Origin of the sequence: Clostridium pacaense, from assembly GCF_020709765.2 — a bacterium.
Taxonomy (GTDB): domain Bacteria; phylum Bacillota; class Clostridia; order Lachnospirales; family Lachnospiraceae; genus Enterocloster; species Enterocloster hominis.
In genome coordinates this window covers 23,711-41,947 of record NZ_JAJFEB020000022.1, presented here as the reverse complement: position 1 = coordinate 41,947, position 18,237 = coordinate 23,711, and the positions used below count along the sequence as shown (strand labels likewise).

The window sequence follows — 18,237 nt, the reverse complement described above, 5'->3', positions numbered from 1 at the left end:
AATTTGCAAGTCAAAAAGGAGGGGATTTCATGTCAGGATGGCGCGCAAGGATTGGTTTGATATGTCCTATAGGGGAAAGCATTGAAAGAGCTTTCAATCTGTATGCACCGGAGGGGGTTGCCATTAATTCAACAAAATTATGGTTTCCTGGTCCTACCATAGAAGGTCTGGTGTATTTGTCAGACCAACTTGAAACGGCGGCGGGAATGTATAAAAAACAGCGCCATGAGTTATTGGTTTTTGGATGTACATCAGGAAGCATGGTAAAAGGTTATGGCTTTGATAAGGAGTGTATCCGCCGCATGGAGCTTGCAAGCGGGGTTCCTTCCATCACTACCAGCACAGCGGTCCTTGAAGCATTTGATTGTTTAGGAATGCCAAAGACAGCCGTGATCACACCTTATCCGGATGAAACCAATGCCATGGAAAAGAGGTTTCTGGAAGATAATGGCGTACACGTTACGTCAATTGCCGGAATGGACTGCAGTCCCATACGCCAGTTCGGGGTACCGGATATATCCCAGGGAATCGTGCGTGTAAAGGGGGATATGGCAGATATTGAACCCAGTCAGATATACCGTGCGGTACGTGAGATGGATTTAGGGGATGCACAGTGCCTTTTCATCAGCTGTACAGGTCTTAACACCATGGAAATCATTTCCTTGCTGGAGCAGGATTTGGGGATTCCGGTCATTACCAGCAATCAGGCAAGCCTGTATGGTGCGTTAAGGCACTGCGGCATAGGAACCTGTATTCCCGGACTTGGACGTTTATTTGCTGATACTTAATGAACGATTTAACATTTGGAGGTAAAATATATGAATACGGATTTTGCAACAAATTATACTAAGACCTTGGCAGGGTATTTTGTCAACCTCAGATACGAAGACATACCTGCAGAGGTCCTGGAACGCGCAAAATTGCTGACCCTGCATGCATTGGGGGTTTCCCTTGCGGCTTCGAAGATAAAGATGGCTGGGGATGCGGCAATGATTGCAGAAAATATGAACGGCGGTCAGGGCGGGGATGCAACCATCTGGTATAATGGCAAGAAGGTCACACCGGCACTGGCTTCATTTGCCAATAGTGTTGCATGTGACATACTTGACTGGGAGGACTGTGCATGGACAGGGCATCCTCTTTGCGGGGCGGTCCCCGCAGGCATTGCATTTGCAGAGGCTGGAAAAAAGAGCGGGAAGGATTACCTTGCGGCATTGGTTGCAGGACTGGAAGGCTACAACCGGATTGCCATGGCAGTACAGCCGCTTCCTGATTTTGACCATATGAAAGGGTGGGCGATTTGCAGCTGGCAGATTTTTGCTTCTAACATTACTGCTGGCAAACTCCTTGGTCTCGATGAAACGCAGACAAACAAGAGTGTCAGTCTTGCCGGTTCCCTTGCAAAAAATGGAAGTAATATTTCCCAGGCAACCATGTCGGACGGATATAAATACGAGCAGGGTTCTGCCGCGATTTCCGGCTGTATAGCAGCGCTTTGCGCACAGGCTGGCATACATAACATGGAGGATGGGCTGGATATACCATATGCTTTCTGTGAACAGTATACCCCGGAGGTGCACCGTGAGTGGTTGGACCGTGGCCTGGGAAAAGATTATTATACCATGGACATCCTGGTAAAACACTGGCCTGCTAATATGTGGGTGCAGACCCCTGTGGAATTGACACGCAACATGGTCAGGGATTATGGTATCAATGTGGATGATATTGAGGAAATCATGATTGACCCTCCCACCCAGTACCGCATGCGTTTTAAAGAAGATGGTTATACATCCCTTACCGAAGCGCAGTTCAGCATGCCTTATGTGGTAGCTGCGTCACTTCTGAATCCTGTACCTGGAGCAAACTGGTATACGGATGATATGATGAAGAATCCGAAGCTGATTGAACTGGCAGGGCGCATTAAAGGTGGTCCCAGCCAGGAGCATACATTGATTGCATCTTTCAATCTCTATCAGGGAGGAAGCCATCCAAAGAAGACCGCAACCATCCGTACGAAAGACGGAAGGGTCTATGTGGATTCCATGTCTGCACACAAAGGACATCCTGCCAATATGCTTACAAAAGAAGAGTTTTGTGAGATGTTCCGCCTGGAAACGCAGGATGTGCTGTCACGGGAGGCAACGGAAAAGATGATGGATTTTATTCTTAATATTGAAAAGATAGAGGATATGTCCATGTTCAGCCAGCTTCTAAAGTAACAGCATTGCGGCCGTGACCGCTTGTTCATGTGATAACAATAAGAAAGGAGAAATTATGATTGCTCAAAAGAAAGTGATGGAATGTGATTTACTGATTGCCGGTGGCGGCGCTGGCGGTATGCAGGCAGCAATTGATGCTGCTGAAGCTGGTTTGAAGGTGATTGTCGCTGAAAAGGCAAATACCAGGCGCAGCGGTAATGGTGCTACCGGTAATGATCATTTTATGGTCTACATTCCGGAAATTCATGGTTCAGAACAGGACTTCATGAACCATCTTGTCTATGCCCAGGAAGCAAAGGGCGGTAAGGACAAGGATTATCTCGTGGCATTTATGCGCAATAGTTTTGATGTTGTTAAGGCCTGGGAGTCCTACGGCATTCCGATGCGCCCTCACGGTGACTGGGAATTCACCGGGCACTGCCGTCCGGGCGTACAGGGGATTTATCTTAAGTATGAAGGCCTGAACCAGAAACCGCTGCTCACAAAAGCAGCATTAAAGAGAGGGGTTACGATTCTGAACCGTTGTCCTCTCACCGAAGTCATCACAAATAAACAGGATGAGGTCTGCGGCGGCATCTGCATTGATCTGAATGAAGAGGAGCCGATGGTACAGGTCATCCGTGCCAAGAGCGTGCTTATTGCAACTGCGGGTTCCATGATGATGAACGGTTCAAGTTCCATGGGCTGGATGTTTAACATGATTGGATGTCCTGCAAGCACTGGCGTCAGTACTGCGGCTGCATACCGGGCGGGTGCAAGGCTGGTCTGCCTGGACGGGGCTGTCGCGCCCATCGGTGTATCCGGCTGCAAGTATTTTAACCGGGGCGGCAAAGCCACATGGGTCGGGGTTTATACTGATATAGACGGAAATCCTCTTGGGCCTTTTGTTAAAAAGCCTGATTACAGATATGGCGATTTTACCGCGGATATCTTCCCGCAGATGTTCAATATGAACTTTGAAAAGGGAAATCCTGTATTTATGAACTGTTCTGAGGGTACGGACTACGATATTGAATATATGAAATGGGCCTTGCTTCATGAGGGCAACGGTGCAACCCTCCAGCACCTTGAGGACGAGGGCTTTGACTTCAGAAAACACATGGTTGAGTTTAATGCCAAGAAAGGCGGAGGCGGTGGAAAGGGAGTGGGCATCGATACATATGCCAATGGTGAAACCACTGTTAAGGGCCTGTATGCAGCCGGTGTTTCAAGCGGTAACGGCATGGTCGGTATAGGGCCGGCAGCAACGACCGGACGTATTGCAGCCCGCAGTGCGGCAGAATACTGCAGGAACCGTGAAATAGAGGCGGCAGAGGATATGGATATCGTTGCGGAGGCAATGGCGTATTACAATGGGATCCTTTCCAATGAAGTCGGTACCGCCACCCCTACCTGGCAGGAAGCAATTGTTGCAATCCAACAGACCATGTGGGATTATCTTGGAAGCGGTGTCCGCAGTGAGAAACTTTTTACAGTAGGAATAGGACATCTTAGCCGTCTGGAGGAGAAGATTAAGACCCTGCATTGTGAAAATAACCATGAGTTCCTTCGGTGTCTTGAGGCTATGAATACGGTGCAGGTAGCGAAATTGTGTATGGAATCCTCGCGTTCACGAAAAGAGACCCGGGGTGCGCATAAACGTGCGGATTACCCATTTACGGATCCCTCTTATGATGGAAAGCTGATGACGGTTCAGAAGATAGATGGAAAACTTGTTACTGGAATCCGCGATATGCGTAAGTGAAAGGAGAGATGGATTATGCCACCTATTATCGATAAAAGTAAATGTAATGGTTGCATGAACTGCGTCACAATCTGCCCTGTTGATGCATTCGGCCATCAGCAAAAGGAAGCAGCCTATCCAGTGGTTCAATATCCTGATGAGTGCTGGCACTGTAATTCCTGTGTACTGGAATGTCCTGCCAAGGCGTGCACGCTCCGTGTCCCGCTGCCTGCCATGATGGTGTTTGTGGATGCACCGAAGAAGGATGGATGAGCAGGAACACGCCATGGTGCCGCCCGGCGTAAATACGCCGGGCGGCACTGGCTTGATGCGGCAGCCTGATATGTATCAGAGTTCCTTGTAGATATCCTCCATCCCTATATCCTCTGCAAACCCCAGATTCCCAAGGGTGCGGCCGCCGTTTATATAATCCCGGTCATTGATTGCACCGGCCACGCCTAAAAAGGAGCGCAACACCGGCATGTCAAGGCCGAGACGCTGGGCAGCGGAGAGGACGAATGCGCCTCCGCAGCTGCAGTCTTCATGGAGATAACGATGATCTACGGCATTGGGACCGTCCATATACTCATAGAATACATGAACCTCCGGGTGATTGTCAAGGTCCAGTACCTTGTCAATCATCCCGATGGGATTGCCGTGGACCGTCAGGCCCATGGCTTCAATCACCTGCTTCCTTTCCTCGCTGATTTTCCGTATGCAGCGGACCACGGAGGGGGTGAATGCATACTTGAATAAGGAAAACTGATTTCCCTTTCGGTCGATTTCAGGAGTGGACAGGACGGTGCTGGCGATGTGGTTGATGACATTGCCTGCATTGACCACGCCTTCAAATACATTCTCATTGGCAGTGTATTCCACTACGCCTTCTAATGCTTTCAGCACCTTTTCCGTGTCAGAGGCGGGAAGGGAGGCTGCCTTTCCCTTTAAGTTTAACGGCATGCCGACCGTGACCTCGGCGGGGGCGGAGAGACGGCAGGGACAGAAGTTGCCTTCCTTTTCCGTCAGGGTGACCTTTGCAGTAACACCCATTTCCTTAAACACATCCCTGAAAATGAACGATCCCAGGTTTCCCGGAATGATGAGGATGTGCTGTCCGTCCCTGACATAAGGGGCAATCCGGCGTGCAATTTCCTCGTGGCGGTCCGAGGGGACGTGGATGAAGATGGCCTCTGCATGTTCAACGGCTTCCCCTGGGTCCAATGTGATTTTTGCCGGCGTGCCGGTCCCGTGGACCTTGCCGCGCAGCTGGATGAATCCCATTTCTTTTACGGCATCCAGCTCCTTCTGGAAACGCGCGTCATCATGGAAGGTTACCTGAAAGCCCCTCTGCGACATGATGGCGGCAACCGCATGACCGGTGGAACCGGCTCCGATTACAGTGATATTCTGGATCATTTTGAATTCCTCTCTTTCTTACACGATTTTATCATTCATCCCGCAATCAGCTGGGCGATGGAGAATACAACGGTAGTTGTTATAAGGATGAGCAGCGCGCCGAAGCAGACCACCTTGGTACGCATGGCGGCATCCGGTATCTCGCTCCGCCCATGGAAAATGGAGGCCGGGGCGGATGCGCCGGGAAGGACAATCCCGATGTTGGCAATCCAGATCAGGGCAGCGCCCGCTATGACCGGGTTCATGCCCGCGGCCATTACAAAGGGACTGACCACGGGAATCATGGCCCCTCCGAAGGCAATATTGGACCCGATGTTGGTAAGGATCATCATCACGATGATGGTGAAGATTAAGATAAACAGCGGACCCCTTCCGGCAAATAAGGGTTCGAATATTCCCGTAAGCCAGGGAAGGATCCCGGTTGCCTCGTTGGTCATGGCAGTGGCCAGGGGGATGGTGATTGCGCACATCATGATGACGGGCCAGCTGACCGCTGCGTCAGAGTGCTTGATGTCATTAAACACAATGGCTGCCTTTTTGTCCCCCTCGCCGCTGGGAAGGACCATCAGGATGGCGGAGCACAGGCAGTACAGACCGCCCACGGTCAGGGTGTTGTTGACGAAATTGGAAACCGGGTTTTTGGTAAAGGTCCCGGCAAAAATGGACAGCAGCATGATGATGACATAAACAATGATGATGCGTTTGGCCCTGGGCCTTAAATGCTTACTGTCCTCACCCATTTTTTCCACGTCAAAGCCCTTCATGATGCTGAAATCCACCTTGAAAAGCTTGGCGCCCAGGATGACGTAAGCCGTCATCACGATGGTCCCCACCAGGCCGGTGAGAAGGAACATGAATCCCAGGTTGACGATTTCCCCGGTAACATCGGCCCAGGTCGTTGCAAGGCCCAGCATCCAGCTCTTATAGGGAATCATCCCTCCGCCCATGACCATGGACAAAAGGATGCCGCCAAAGCCGTAATAGCGGAATGTGCTGTCCTTGTCATAGCCGCAGGAATCAGCGATATCCGTCCAGATGGCGTAGAGCAGCAGGGCCATGGCTATCTGGCTCAATACAATGGCGGACCACATGAAGATGAACATGAAGCACCATGTGTAAAACAGCGGTTTTCCCTTAAATGCCTTCTGGGACAGGGACCAGCGGATGAACCATTTCCCAAAACCATATATTACAATGGCCCCTGCGGTAAAGTACTGGGTGATGATCTGGAACACGGTAGAACTTCCCATGGTGGCGGATATACCCGCGTTCATGCTGCCCGGGAACCCGCTTAAGCCGTAAGCGATGAAGGCGAAAAGGGAGGGCCAGATGATCTCGCAGGTGGAATATCCGTAAATAACGCCCAGGAACGTGCCTAACAGCCTCATACCCATGGGGGTAAGGGTGGCAAAGGGCGGAATGAAACCAAAGCCGAACATAAGAAACAGCGTGATGATGATGTGCACATACATCATAGGTGAATAACCTTTCTTCATACCAATCTTCTCCTTATTCTTTGTATCACTAGATGAAGCATTAATCTGTCGGTTAATTTGTCCGGCACCTGGGGCAGGGTGCAAGGACAATGTTGCAAGGAGCAGGTTGGGGCTATTATATCATCTGTGCGGAAAAATAAAAGACATTCCAAAGAATCTGCCTGCACGTTTCTTTGCTAATGGATACCAAAAATATCGGATGGCAAAAGGTGCCAAGGGTTGCTAGAATGATGGCAGGAGCAGACAGGGTCAGGGGCATGACTACAGGAAAGGAATGGGAGAAGCGAATTATGTATGGTTGGAGAGCGAAAATCGGGCTGATTACCCCAATGAGTGAAAATGCCGAGCATGCGTTTCACATTTATGCACCGGAAGGAGTTTCCTTTGCATCAATGAAAATCAACTTCCCGGGGCCGACCCCGGAAGGACTTATGATCTTAACGGACCAGCTGGAGGAGACGGCTGCCAGGTATAAAGGATATGATGTGGACCTGGTGGTGTTCGGCTGCACATCCGGCAGCTGCATCAAGGGCGCCAACTGGGATAAGGAATGCATCCGCAGGATAGAAAATGCCTGCAATATACCGGGCCTTACCACCAGCACCGCGGTATTGGAGGCTTTTCAGGCGCTGGGAACAAAGAAGGCGGCTGTATTAACCCCTTATCCGGAGGCAACCAATGAGGCGGAAAAGAAGTTTTTAGAGGACAATGGATATGAGGTTACAAGCATCATCGGCATGGACGTAAGCTCTATACGCCGGGACGGACATAAGCTTGAGGAGGCGGATGAATATTTCCTCTACCGCAATGCCATCAACATGGATTTAAAGGGGGCAGATACCTTTTTCTTAAGCTGTATGGGCCTGACTACCATGGAAATCATCGATGATCTGGAGACTGCCCTTAAGATACCCGTGGTCACCAGTCATCAGGCAACTTTATGGAGCGCGCTGCGCCACTGCCGGGTAGGGGCAAAGCTTCCTAAAATGGGCAGACTGTTTACGCTTTGAAGGAGGAATGGGACATGTATAGTTTACGGGCAAGAATCGGTGTGATCGCCCCCTTGGACGATCAGGTGGAATATGCATTTAATAAATATGCCCCGGAAGGGGTCTCCTTTGACAGTACCCGGCTTTCCTTCCCCGGCCCGACGCCGGAGGGGTTGATTTATCTGTCGGACCAGCTGGAGGAAGCCGCCAGGATGTATAAGAAAAAGCGTCATGACGTGGTGCTTTTCGGCTGTACCTCAGGCAGCTGCATCAAAGGTTATGGATTCGATAAGGAATGTATTGAACGGATTGAGAGGGCCTGCGGATGGCCGGGGCTGACCACCAGCACGGCGGTGTTAGAGGCGTTTAGGGCCCTGGGGCTTAACAGGACCGTGGTCATGACCCCTTATCCGGAAGAAACCAACCAGGCTGAGAAAAAGTTCCTGGAGGACAATGGAATTACGGTCACCTCCATTACCGGAGTGGGATTCAACCGGGTGGGTGAATACTCCCATCCGGGCAAGGCCTTTTTATACCGCCAGGCCAAGAAACTGAAAACAGAAGGGGCCGAGGTGTTTTTCTTAAGCTGTATGGGACTGGCCACCATGGAGCTGGTAGAAATCCTGGAGGAGGATCTTGGGATGCCGGTCATTACCAGCCATCAGGCCAGCCTGTGGTCCTGCCTGCGCCACTGCAGGGTGAATGATAAGATTGACGGGCTGGGCAGGCTGTTCACAATTTAGGTAACAAGGAGGATGGAAAATGGGTTTTAATGTTCATGAAATAACAACGGATATGACGAAACAGCTGTGTCATTTTATAAAGACACTGAAGTATGAGGATATTCCGCCTGCAGTCATTGAGCAGGCGAAAATGATGGTGATGCAGACCTGCGGCGTCAGCCTGTGCAGCGCACAGCTAAAGCAGGTCAGGGATGCAATGGAAATCTACAAGGAAATGAGCCCGGGGGAAGAGGGCTGCGCTACCCTTTGGGCGGACGGTAAGAAGGTAAGCTGGGAGGCTGCTGCTTTTACGGCAGGCACAATGGGGGACGCCCTGGACTGGGAGGATTGTTCCGTGACAGGGCATCCGTCCGCAGGTGTGATCCCGGCAGCCGTGATTGCCTCGGAGGTGCTGCACCGGAGCGGGAAGGAACTCCTGACCGCCGTGGTGGCTGGATACGAGGTGTACCAGAGGGTGGCGCTGGCGGGGAGGAGCAGCATTGCCAGCTACAATATCTTTGGGATCCTGCCGGTGCTGATGAAGCTCCTGGACCTGCCTGAAGAGAAGATGAACCAGGCCTTTGGCGTGGGAACCGCCTGTGCCATCATACCGGCCAATGTCCACGAAATCACCATGTCGGATTCCCTGAATTACCTGTACGGTTACCGCATGGAGAACTGCGTGACCATGATTAAGACCGCCTTAAATGGTATCGAGAACATGGAGGACGCCTTTGACGACCCCACCGCATACCTGGCCCACTGCGGATATCAGGAACCGGAATGGCTCACAAAGGAACTGGGGACCCACTGGATGATGATGGATATGCTTCTGGTAAAGCACTGGCCTGCCAATGTATTTGTCCAGACCTATGCGGAGCTGGCTTCCCGTCTGGTGACCAGATATTGTTTTAACCCGGATGAGGTGGACGAAATCATCATACGCCCGTCCGTTGCCTTCCGCCACTGGTACAGTGAGACAGGATATGAGTCCCTGACACAGGCCCAGTTCTCCATTCCGTATGTGACGGCCTGCGCCATGTATCATCCGGAGCCGGGAGCGCTGTGGTATCAGCCCGAAACCATGAAGGATGCGCGGATCATCGCCCTGATGAACAAGGTAAAGGCAGATGGATTTGTGAAAATGTCGGGGATGAAATTCATTAAGGACCTGATTGACGGCAAGCATCCGGAGAAGTTCATGATTGTCCGTTTAAAGGATGGGACCGAGTATACGGAGAGTGCCTTCACCCATCCGGGCCACCCGCGCTACATGCTGACAAGGGATGAATTTAAGGAACGTTTCCGCCTGGAGACAAAAAATATCCTGTCCAAGGAGAAAACAGAAGGCGCCATCGAGTGCATCTGTCATTTGGAGGAATGCCCGGATGCGTCCGTGCTTCCCGGTTTCTTCCATTAATCCGGCGTTCCATTTTTTATCATTCAGCCACTGCGGGAAGCTGGTAAAAGACCCGGCTCCATATCAGTGGAATGTATTGCACATCAGCGCAAAAACAGGCGCCGTAAGCGCCTAAAAGACAGGTGCTGAGTGCTCATAACGAGGAGGTACAAGTATGCGGTATAACCGGTTATATAAAGACAATGATTTCCTTACTCCAACTACATATACCCAGGAACTGTCGGAGTATGCGGAACAATTATCCTATGAGGACATCCCGCCGGAGGTGGTGGAGCGGGCCAAGATGATCCTGCTTCAGACCATTGGCGCGGCCCTGGCTGCCAAGGGAACCCCCATTGCAGAAAAAGCAGGGAAAATGGCCAGGGAGGCCAACGGCGGCCCCGGCGGCCCTACAACGGTCTGGGGCATGGATGGGAAAATGGCTGCGGTCAATGCGGCCCTTGTCCTGGGTACCATCAGCGATGCCCTGGACTGGGAGGACTGTTCCTGGACCGGTCATCCGGCGGCAGGCGTGATTCCCTGCGCATGGCTGGCGGCAGAGGAAAAGCATAAAAGCGGCAAGGACCTGATTACGGCCATCGTGGCCGGGTACGAGGTATACCAGCGCATTGCCATGGCGGTCCAGCCATCGGACGAACGGTGGAAGACAAAGGGCTGGGGATTGACCAGCTGGCAGATATTTGCCTGCATCCTGCCGGTTGTCAAGATTTACGGACTGGATGCCAGGAAGATTAACCAGGCCATCGGAATGGGCTGTGAGTGCAGCACCCTTCCGGTTGCCTACCATGCAACTACCATGTCGGATTTCTATCACTATGAGCACGGTTACCGGGCCAGGGACGGCTTCCTGATTGCCAAGTCCGTGGAGAAAGGAATCCATAACCAGAGGGATGCCCTGGATGAGCCCAGATGCTACACCGGCGTCATCTGCGGGGATGACGGCTCCAACGGTTCAGCCGATACCACAATCAGATCCGGGGAAGCGGACCTGTCCTGGCTTACCAGGGAGCTGGGGGAGCGGTATCTGATCATGGATACCCTGCTTAAGCACTGGCCCGCCAATATGTGGGTGCAGACCCCGGTGGAACTGGTGAACGGAATGGCAAAGGAACACGGATTCGGACCGGATGACATTGAGGAAATCATCCTGGACCCGCCTATCCGCAACCGCATGTGGGCTCCGGATGAAGGCTTTACCTCCGTAACCCATGCCCAGTTCTCCGCCCCCTATGTAATCGCCACCATGCTGCTGCATCCCAATCCCGGCGCCTACTGGTATACGCCGGAGATGATGAAGGACAGGGAGGTCATTGCACTGGCTAAGAGGGTGAAGCCGGGAACCTCTCCCGAGGATTCGCCTATGACGGGCTTTAAGCAGTTCCGGAACGGTTCTTATCCCATGAAGACAATCACGGTAACGTTAAAGGACGGACGGACCTTTACCGGCTCCATGGACTGCCATCCGGGCCATCCGGCCAATATGATGGAACGCGGCGAGTTTGTAAGCAGGTTCCGTATCCAGGCATCCCCTGTGCTGCAGGGAGAAAAGCTGGAGCAGGTCATTGAGACAATCTGCAATATTGAACATGTGGACGATATTGCTTCTGTCAGCGGAATGCTTGCCTAAGCGGAGGACTTTATGAAAAGAATAGCCATTATCGGTTTTGGCGGCGCTGGTTACAGCGCTGCCAGGGAAATACGCAGACTGGATCCGCAGGCTGTCATTGATGTGTATTCGGATACGGATACAGGGCCGTGCAATCCCATGCTCACAACCTATTATGTGAAGGACTCCCTTTCCTATGAGGGGATGTTTCCCTTCGGGACCCTTGAGGAGATTGCAGGAACCCTTGATTTGAATGTGAACTGCCGGACGCCGGTGGCAGGACTGGTTCCCGGTGAGCGGAAGATAATACTTTCAGACGGCAGCCGGAAGGTTTATGATCAAATATTAATCAGCACCGGGGCGTCTGCCGTCATGCCTCCTGTCCCCGGAATCCAGATGCCCGGCGTATTTAAGATGAGGACCCCGGAGGACGCCGTGGATCTTAAGCAGAAGCTGGACTCGGGAAAGGTGCGCAGCTGTGTGGTGATAGGCGCATCCTGGGTGGGAATCAAGGTGGTGGAGGACCTGAGGTCCAGGAACATTCCCTGCACCCTGGTGGACGGGGCGCCCTGGATGTTTTATACCGCTGCATTTGAGGAAACCGCCAAAAGGGTCCAGGCAGACCTGGAACAAAAGGGGGTGGCCGTATCCTGCGGCCAGATGCTCTCGGCCATTGAGCAGGAGGAGGATGGACGCCTGTCAGCCGTCATGGAAAGCGGAAAACGGTTTACGGCCGACCTGATTGCGGTCTGCGTGGGCGTGCGGACCAATACTGCATTTTTACGGGACAGCGGACTCGCAATGGGACGGGCAATTATGGTGGATTCCAGGATGCGGACCAATTATGAGGGGATTTATGCGGCCGGGGACTGCTGCGAGGCCATTGACACCCAAAGCGGGAAAACCAGGAACATAGGGGTATGGCTGAATGCCGTCAAACAGGGACGGACAGCCGGGGCGAACATGGCTGGTGTGCCGATGGAATTTGACGCCAATGTGCTTGTGAACCTGGCCCATTATCTGGACTATGATTTTATCAGCATCGGGGATATCAGCGCCTGCGGCCCGGAGGACCTGGTTTATGAATATGAGGATGAAACATATTATATCCGCGGGACGAAAAACAAGGGCAGGATCCAGTGTATCAATGTCATTAACTCTTCGGACAGCAATGGCCTGTTAAAAAGCATTTTCATCAAATCACTGAAAAGCCCGGATGCCGGTCTGGATGTCCAGAGCATCTGTTATCTGATGGATAAGGGCTTTCCGGCAGGCTTTATAGAATTTTTAGGAGGAAAATCCGTTGACTGAACTTGAGAAAAAAATAAAGGCAAAGATTCCGGGTGAAGATACCGGAATTGAAATAAGACATTCCCTGTGCGCAATCTGCAGTCCGGGCCATCACTGCGGTGTGGACTGCTATGTGAAAGACGGGGAAATCATCCGGGTGGAGGGTACGCCGGAGCATCCCTATAACCATGGCAGGCTTTGCACGAAAGGTTCCGCGCTTAGAAACTACATTTACAGGGAGGACCGCATCAGGACGCCCTTAAAGCGCATAGGGGAAAGGGGGGAAGGCAGGTTCGAACCGATCAGCTGGGATGAGGCTTACCGGATCATTGCAGAAAAGCTGAATCAGGTCAAGGAAACCTATTCCCCTCATTCCGTGGCCTTCTTCAGCGGTTACTGCAAGTGGTACCGCCCTATTTTCCACCGCTTTGCCCATGTGTTCGGAAGCGTGAATTTTGGCACGGATGACAGTACCTGCAGCGCCTCAAAGGTAATTGCGGATAAGGTGACCGCAGGATGCGGCGCAGGACCTGACATGGGCCATGCCAATACATTTTTAGGCTGGAATTACGATGGCTATTATTCCGCCCATCTCTCCGTGGCAGGCGTGCAGAAACTGAGGGAGAGAGGAGGGAAGGTCATCATCATCGACATACGGGATACCCCGGCATCCAGGAACCTGGCTGATATCTTCCTGAAAATCAATCCGGGTACCGACGGGGCGCTGGCCTTAGGGATGGCAAAGCTGATCATTGACAATGGCTGGGCGGACCGGGAATACATTGAAAAATATACATACGGTTTTGACCAGTATAAGGAAATGGTGAACCAGTATCCCCTGGACAGGGTAAGCGGCATCACAGGTCTTGAACCCGATCTGATTTATGAGGCGGCAAAGCTCTATGCCACAAACGGGCCGGCCTGTACCAACTTTTCCGCCTCCGCCCTGGTCCATCACATTAACGGGTTTAACTCCCACAGGGCCATCCTGTGCCTGTCCGCCCTTACCGGCAATTTTGACAGGGCGGGCGGCAATGTCCCCAATCCGCCGACCTACCTGCATAAGCCCGCCGGCTTTAAGGTCAGGGAGCATGAGTTCAGGTCCGACCGTTATCCCAAGGACGGGGAGCGTATCGGGGCGGGGCGGTTCCCCCTGTGGAATGCCCAGTTTGATGAATTCCAGGCAATGGACCTGCTCCGCCAGCTGGAGGAGGGCACACCCTATCCGGTGAAGGCCATCTTTGCGCTGGGAATGAACGCCAAAATGTTTCCTGAGACAGATAAGCTTCTCTCTGCCATGAAGGATAAGCTGGACTTCTTTGTGGACACGGACATGTTCATGACCATGACAGCCAAGTATGCGGATATTGTCCTGCCTGCCTGCTCCTCGGTTGAGAGGGGGGAATTAAAGGCGTATCAGGGCGGTTACCTGACCTTTACAAAACCGGTAATCCCGCCCCTTTATGAGTCTAAATCCGATGTGGATATCCTGTGCGGCCTGGCCCGCATCATGGACCTGGATGACCCGTACCTGAAGGCCGGTTATGAGGCGTCGGCGGACTGGATGATTGAGGGCTGCGGACTGACGGTTGCGGATTTAAAGGCAAGCAGCCTGCCGGTGAAGGTTCCTGCCGCCAAGTGGCCTGTGAAGCCTGGAACGTGCCTGGAGAATGGATTTAAGACCGCCACAGGGAAGTTTGAGTTTTATTCCACTGCCATTGCATCCATAGACCCTGCCTTTGGCCTGAATCCGCTGCCGGATTACCGGGATTCACTGGAAGACCAGAATGACCCTGGGACAAAGGAGAAATATCCATTCTATCTATGCACCGGCGCAAGGCTGGCCCATGCCATCCATTCCAGGGCACATGGGACCCCGTGGCTGCGCAGTATCCGGCCCGACCCCACCTGTGAGATCCACAGGGAGGATGCCAGGAGGCTGGGAATCAGGGAAGGGGACAGGGTTGCATTATCAAGTCCTTACGGCGAGATTTTCATGAAGGCCAAGGTCACGGGAAAGATAAAGCCGGGTGTCATCCTGACGCTCCACGGTTATACGGAGGCCAATGTAAACGAACTGATAGGACGCAATCATGTGGATCCCTATTCCGGTTTTCCCGGATTCAAGGGAATGCGCTGTAATATCCGCAAATGCCAGGAGGTTGAATAATGAAACATGTTTTTGTATTTAATCCGGATAAGTGCTGTGCCTGCTCTGCCTGTATGATGGGCTGCATGGACCAGAATGATATTGACCTGACGGCAGGCGATACCTGTTACCGTAAAACCTTTGACCAGGAGATAGAGGAGGCGGACGGCAGCAATACCTGCGCCTACCTGTCCGCGGCCTGCATGCACTGTACGGATGCTCCCTGTGTGGATGCCTGTCCGGCAGGATGCCTGGGCAAGGACCCGGAAACAGGTTTTACTGTTTATGATAACACCAACTGCATCGGCTGTAAAAGCTGCGCCATGGCCTGCCCCTTCGGCGCCCCCAGATACCGTGTCACGGATGGGAAAATGGTCAAGTGCGACGGCTGCAATGAGCGGGTGAAGCATGGGCTGCAGCCGGCCTGTGTAAGGGCCTGTTCCTTTGAGGCGTTGACCTGTGTGACTGAGGAGGAGTACCGGGACAGCGGAAGTGACAGGGCATGCAACCTACTGATCCAATCCATAAGGAAGCGGACCTGATGTTAATTACAGATGTAGGAAGCGGGGGTAGGAAAATGAATCATATGCTATTTTTAAATGAGGAAGACGTGTGTTCCCTGCTGACCCCGGCTGATGCGATTGCAGCAGCAGAGGACACCTTCCTCCATATCGGCCTGGGGGACATCACGGTGGGGGATATGGCGCTCATGTATGTGGATGAAGCGAAAATGAACAATTTTCATTCCATGCCGGCCATCCTCCACTACAGAAACGCGGCAGGGGTTAAATGGATCAGCACGTATGCGGACCCGCTGCCCGGCTATCCATTCTGTCACGGAACCCTGGTTATCTTAAGTGATACAAAAAGCGGGTCCCCCATAGCCCTTGTAGGGGCCATGAACATCACTGCCATGCGCACGGCCGGAGGCCATGGCGTGGTACAGGCCAGGCACCTGTGCCTGCCAGGGCCAAAGGTCCTCTCGGTCTGCGGATGCGGTGCCCAGGCCAGGTCCGGCATCAAGGGGATGCTTACCCAGTTCCCCTGTATCAGGCAGGTCCGTATCTTCAGCCGGAGTACCGGGCCGATAGAGGCTGTAAGGGAGGAACTGAAGGACAGGGTGGAGGTGATACCCTGTGACAGCCCTTTAAAGGCAGTAACCGGAAGCAATTTAATCCTTATGGCATCCGGCGCACAGACACCCCTTGTTACCTGGGATATGCTAAAGCCCGGCGCAACCGTGATTGGAATCGAGGGATTCCGGGACCTGGACCCGCAGATTGGAAAAAGGGCAGACAAATGGTACCTGGGATACCGCAGGCCGGACGCCCATATTTTGCGGTCACCACGGCTGAATCCAGGCGGATTGCTGAAAGAAGGGGACGTATCCGGCGATATGACGGAACTTCTCACCGGAAAGGTACCTGGCCGGGAACGGGAGGATGAAATCATAGTTTCCACGCATATGGGCATGGGGGCCCACGATGTGAACTGCGCCCTGACCGTCTATGAGCGGGCGCTGGAAAAGGGGATTGGACAGAAGATGGTTTTTTAGGTCTGGTAAAGGCAGCTTCAGGCCGGCGTCACATGACACCGGTCCGGGGCTGCCTTTTTCAGCCGGTCCCCAAAGAATGAAAAAACAGGTATCCGGCTCATATCTTTCATATTTCTGGTAAGAATAATCCTTCAGGGAGACAATTTAACCGGAAAAGGAGAACTACTTATATGGGACAGAGGGACAACGATAAAAAGATTTTATGGCATACCCTTGCATTCATGGCATTTTCCACGGTCTGGGGCTTTGGGAATGTCATCAACGGGTTTTCGGAATACGGGGGCCTCAGGGCGATTGTGTCCTGGATCCTGATATTTGCCATCTATTTTGTGCCGTATGCCCTGATGGTAGGCGAGCTTGGCTCCACCTTCAAGGATGCGGGCGGGGGCGTCAGTTCCTGGATCCAGGAAACCATAGGTCCCAGGATGGCGTACTATGCTGGCTGGACCTATTGGGTGGTGCACATGCCATATATTTCCCAGAAGCCTAATTCCACGGTGATTGCGGCCAGCTGGGCGCTGTTCCAGGACAAGAGGGCCAGCAGTATGGATACCACGGTCATGCAGTTAATCTGTCTGGTCATATTCCTGTTTGCCATGTACCTGTCCAGCAAGGGCATGGGCGTGCTTAAGCGCCTGTCCGCCCTGGCCGGTTCCACCATGTTCATCATGTCCATGCTGTTCATTGCAATGATGGTGGCTGCCCCGGCATTGACAGGAGGAACCTTCATGACGATTGACTGGTCATGGAGGACCTTCATCCCCAGCTTTGACTTAAGCTTCTTCATGGGACTTTCCATCCTGGTCTTCGCAGTGGGGGGATGCGAGAAAATATCCCCCTATGTCAACAAGATGAAGGACCCGTCCAGGGATTTCTCCAAGGGAATGGCGGCCCTGGCCCTTATGGTGGCAGTGACCGCCATACTTGGCACCATTGCCCTTGGGATGATGTTTGATTCAGACCATATCCCGGCGGACCTGATGACAAACGGCGCCTATTACGCCTTCCAGAGGCTTGGGGAGTACTATCATATGGGTAATTTCTTTGTGATTGTATACGCCCTCACCAACCTGATCGGCCAGTTTTCCGTCATGGTGCTGTCCGTGGACGCCCCCCTGCGCATGCTCCTTGACAGCGCGGATACGCGCTTCATACCCAGGAAGATGTTTGAGAAAAATGAACACGGCACCTATGTAAACGGACACAGGCTGGTGATGCTCATTGTCTGCGTCCTGATCATCGTGCCTGCCTTCGGCATCCGGAATGTGGACGTGCTGGTGCGCTGGCTGGTAAAGGTCAACTCGGTCTGCATGCCCCTTCGTTACCTGTGGGTATTCGTGGCCTATATCGCGCTTAAGAGGGCGGGGGATGCCTTCCACGCCCAGTACCGGTTCTTAAAGGGCAGGACAGCCGGTACCCTGGTGGGAATCTGGTGTTTCGGCTTTACGGCATTTGCCTGTATCACAGGTATCTATTCAGATGACCTGTTCCAGCTGGTGCTCAACATCGTAACCCCATTTGTGCTGGTGGGGCTTGGGTTCATCCTGCCCTGGCTGGCTGCCAGGGAGAATTAAACGGCTCTATTGCCTGATGGACCGGTTTGTGGTACAGTAGATGATATAAAAAGGAAATGATTGACAAAGGAGATACAT

General features: G+C 52.7%; 15 protein-coding genes. 13 read left to right on the top strand and 2 right to left on the bottom strand.

The window, feature by feature from the left end; genetic code table 11:
* Nucleotides 1-29: 29 nt before the first annotated feature.
* Genes LK536_RS53760 through LK536_RS53745 form a run of 4 tightly spaced genes read left to right on the top strand, consistent with a single transcriptional unit; the run spans nucleotide 30 to nucleotide 4,215 of the window.
* Complete coding sequence (locus LK536_RS53760) at nucleotides 30-788, top strand: maleate cis-trans isomerase family protein (RefSeq protein ID WP_025487106.1); 759 nt, start codon at nucleotides 30-32, stop codon at nucleotides 786-788.
* A 30-nt stretch (nucleotides 789-818) separates the two neighbouring features.
* Nucleotides 819-2,219 (top strand): MmgE/PrpD family protein, encoded by a 1,401-nt coding sequence (locus LK536_RS53755; protein ID WP_227797052.1) that lies wholly within the window; start codon nucleotides 819-821, stop codon nucleotides 2,217-2,219.
* 55 nt (nucleotides 2,220-2,274) lie between these two features.
* Entirely contained in the window at nucleotides 2,275-3,963 is a 1,689-nt protein-coding gene (locus tag LK536_RS53750; protein ID WP_120055763.1) for an FAD-dependent oxidoreductase, read from the top strand.
* Nucleotides 3,964-3,978: 15 nt separating this feature from the next.
* A complete protein-coding gene (locus LK536_RS53745) occupies nucleotides 3,979-4,215 on the top strand; it encodes a 4Fe-4S dicluster domain-containing protein (protein WP_227797054.1) in 237 nt (78 codons plus the stop codon).
* Nucleotides 4,216-4,290: 75 nt separating this feature from the next.
* On the opposite strand, the gene LK536_RS53740 is transcribed toward LK536_RS53745, so the two are convergent.
* Both LK536_RS53740 and LK536_RS53735 read right to left on the bottom strand, forming a co-directional pair.
* Nucleotides 4,291-5,358: an NAD/NADP octopine/nopaline dehydrogenase family protein gene (locus LK536_RS53740; RefSeq protein WP_227797055.1), complete on the bottom strand. Its 1,068-nt coding sequence runs from the start codon at nucleotides 5,356-5,358 to the stop codon at nucleotides 4,291-4,293.
* Between the two features lie 35 nt (nucleotides 5,359-5,393).
* Nucleotides 5,394-6,854 (bottom strand): SLC13 family permease, encoded by a 1,461-nt coding sequence (locus tag LK536_RS53735; RefSeq protein ID WP_008716452.1) that lies wholly within the window; start codon nucleotides 6,852-6,854, stop codon nucleotides 5,394-5,396.
* A 290-nt stretch (nucleotides 6,855-7,144) separates the two neighbouring features.
* Between LK536_RS53735 and LK536_RS53730 the strand changes: the two genes are divergently transcribed.
* The 9 genes from LK536_RS53730 (at nucleotide 7,145) to LK536_RS53690 (ending at nucleotide 18,159) form a co-directional block, all read left to right on the top strand.
* Nucleotides 7,145-7,864 carry a maleate cis-trans isomerase family protein gene (locus LK536_RS53730; RefSeq protein ID WP_008716450.1) on the top strand — a complete coding sequence of 240 codons (720 nt, stop codon included), beginning with the start codon at nucleotides 7,145-7,147 and terminating at the stop codon, nucleotides 7,862-7,864.
* Nucleotides 7,865-7,878: 14 nt separating this feature from the next.
* Nucleotides 7,879-8,586 carry a maleate cis-trans isomerase family protein gene (locus LK536_RS53725; protein WP_008716448.1) on the top strand — a complete coding sequence of 236 codons (708 nt, stop codon included), beginning with the start codon at nucleotides 7,879-7,881 and terminating at the stop codon, nucleotides 8,584-8,586.
* A 19-nt stretch (nucleotides 8,587-8,605) separates the two neighbouring features.
* Nucleotides 8,606-9,985, top strand: coding sequence for an MmgE/PrpD family protein (locus LK536_RS53720; protein ID WP_227797056.1), 1,380 nt, complete (start codon nucleotides 8,606-8,608; stop codon nucleotides 9,983-9,985).
* Between the two features lie 154 nt (nucleotides 9,986-10,139).
* Complete coding sequence (locus LK536_RS53715; protein ID WP_120055767.1) at nucleotides 10,140-11,612, top strand: MmgE/PrpD family protein; 1,473 nt, start codon at nucleotides 10,140-10,142, stop codon at nucleotides 11,610-11,612.
* A 12-nt stretch (nucleotides 11,613-11,624) separates the two neighbouring features.
* Nucleotides 11,625-12,902, top strand: a complete 1,278-nt coding sequence (locus LK536_RS53710; protein WP_227797057.1) for an NAD(P)/FAD-dependent oxidoreductase — start codon at nucleotides 11,625-11,627, stop codon at nucleotides 12,900-12,902.
* The gene (locus LK536_RS53705) at nucleotides 12,895-15,051 is read left to right on the top strand and encodes a molybdopterin-containing oxidoreductase family protein (protein WP_227797059.1); all 2,157 of its coding nucleotides are present in this window, start codon (nucleotides 12,895-12,897) and stop codon (nucleotides 15,049-15,051) included. The genes LK536_RS53710 and LK536_RS53705 overlap by 8 nt, the downstream gene beginning before the upstream one ends.
* A complete protein-coding gene (locus LK536_RS53700) occupies nucleotides 15,051-15,572 on the top strand; it encodes a 4Fe-4S dicluster domain-containing protein (RefSeq protein WP_008716437.1) in 522 nt (173 codons plus the stop codon). Before LK536_RS53705 ends, LK536_RS53700 begins: the two co-directional genes overlap by 1 nt.
* A 35-nt stretch (nucleotides 15,573-15,607) precedes the next feature.
* Nucleotides 15,608-16,585, top strand: coding sequence for an ornithine cyclodeaminase family protein (locus LK536_RS53695; protein WP_506092237.1), 978 nt, complete (start codon nucleotides 15,608-15,610; stop codon nucleotides 16,583-16,585).
* Between the two features lie 170 nt (nucleotides 16,586-16,755).
* Complete coding sequence (locus LK536_RS53690) at nucleotides 16,756-18,159, top strand: APC family permease (RefSeq protein ID WP_120055775.1); 1,404 nt, start codon at nucleotides 16,756-16,758, stop codon at nucleotides 18,157-18,159.
* Nucleotides 18,160-18,237: the final 78 nt, after the last annotated feature.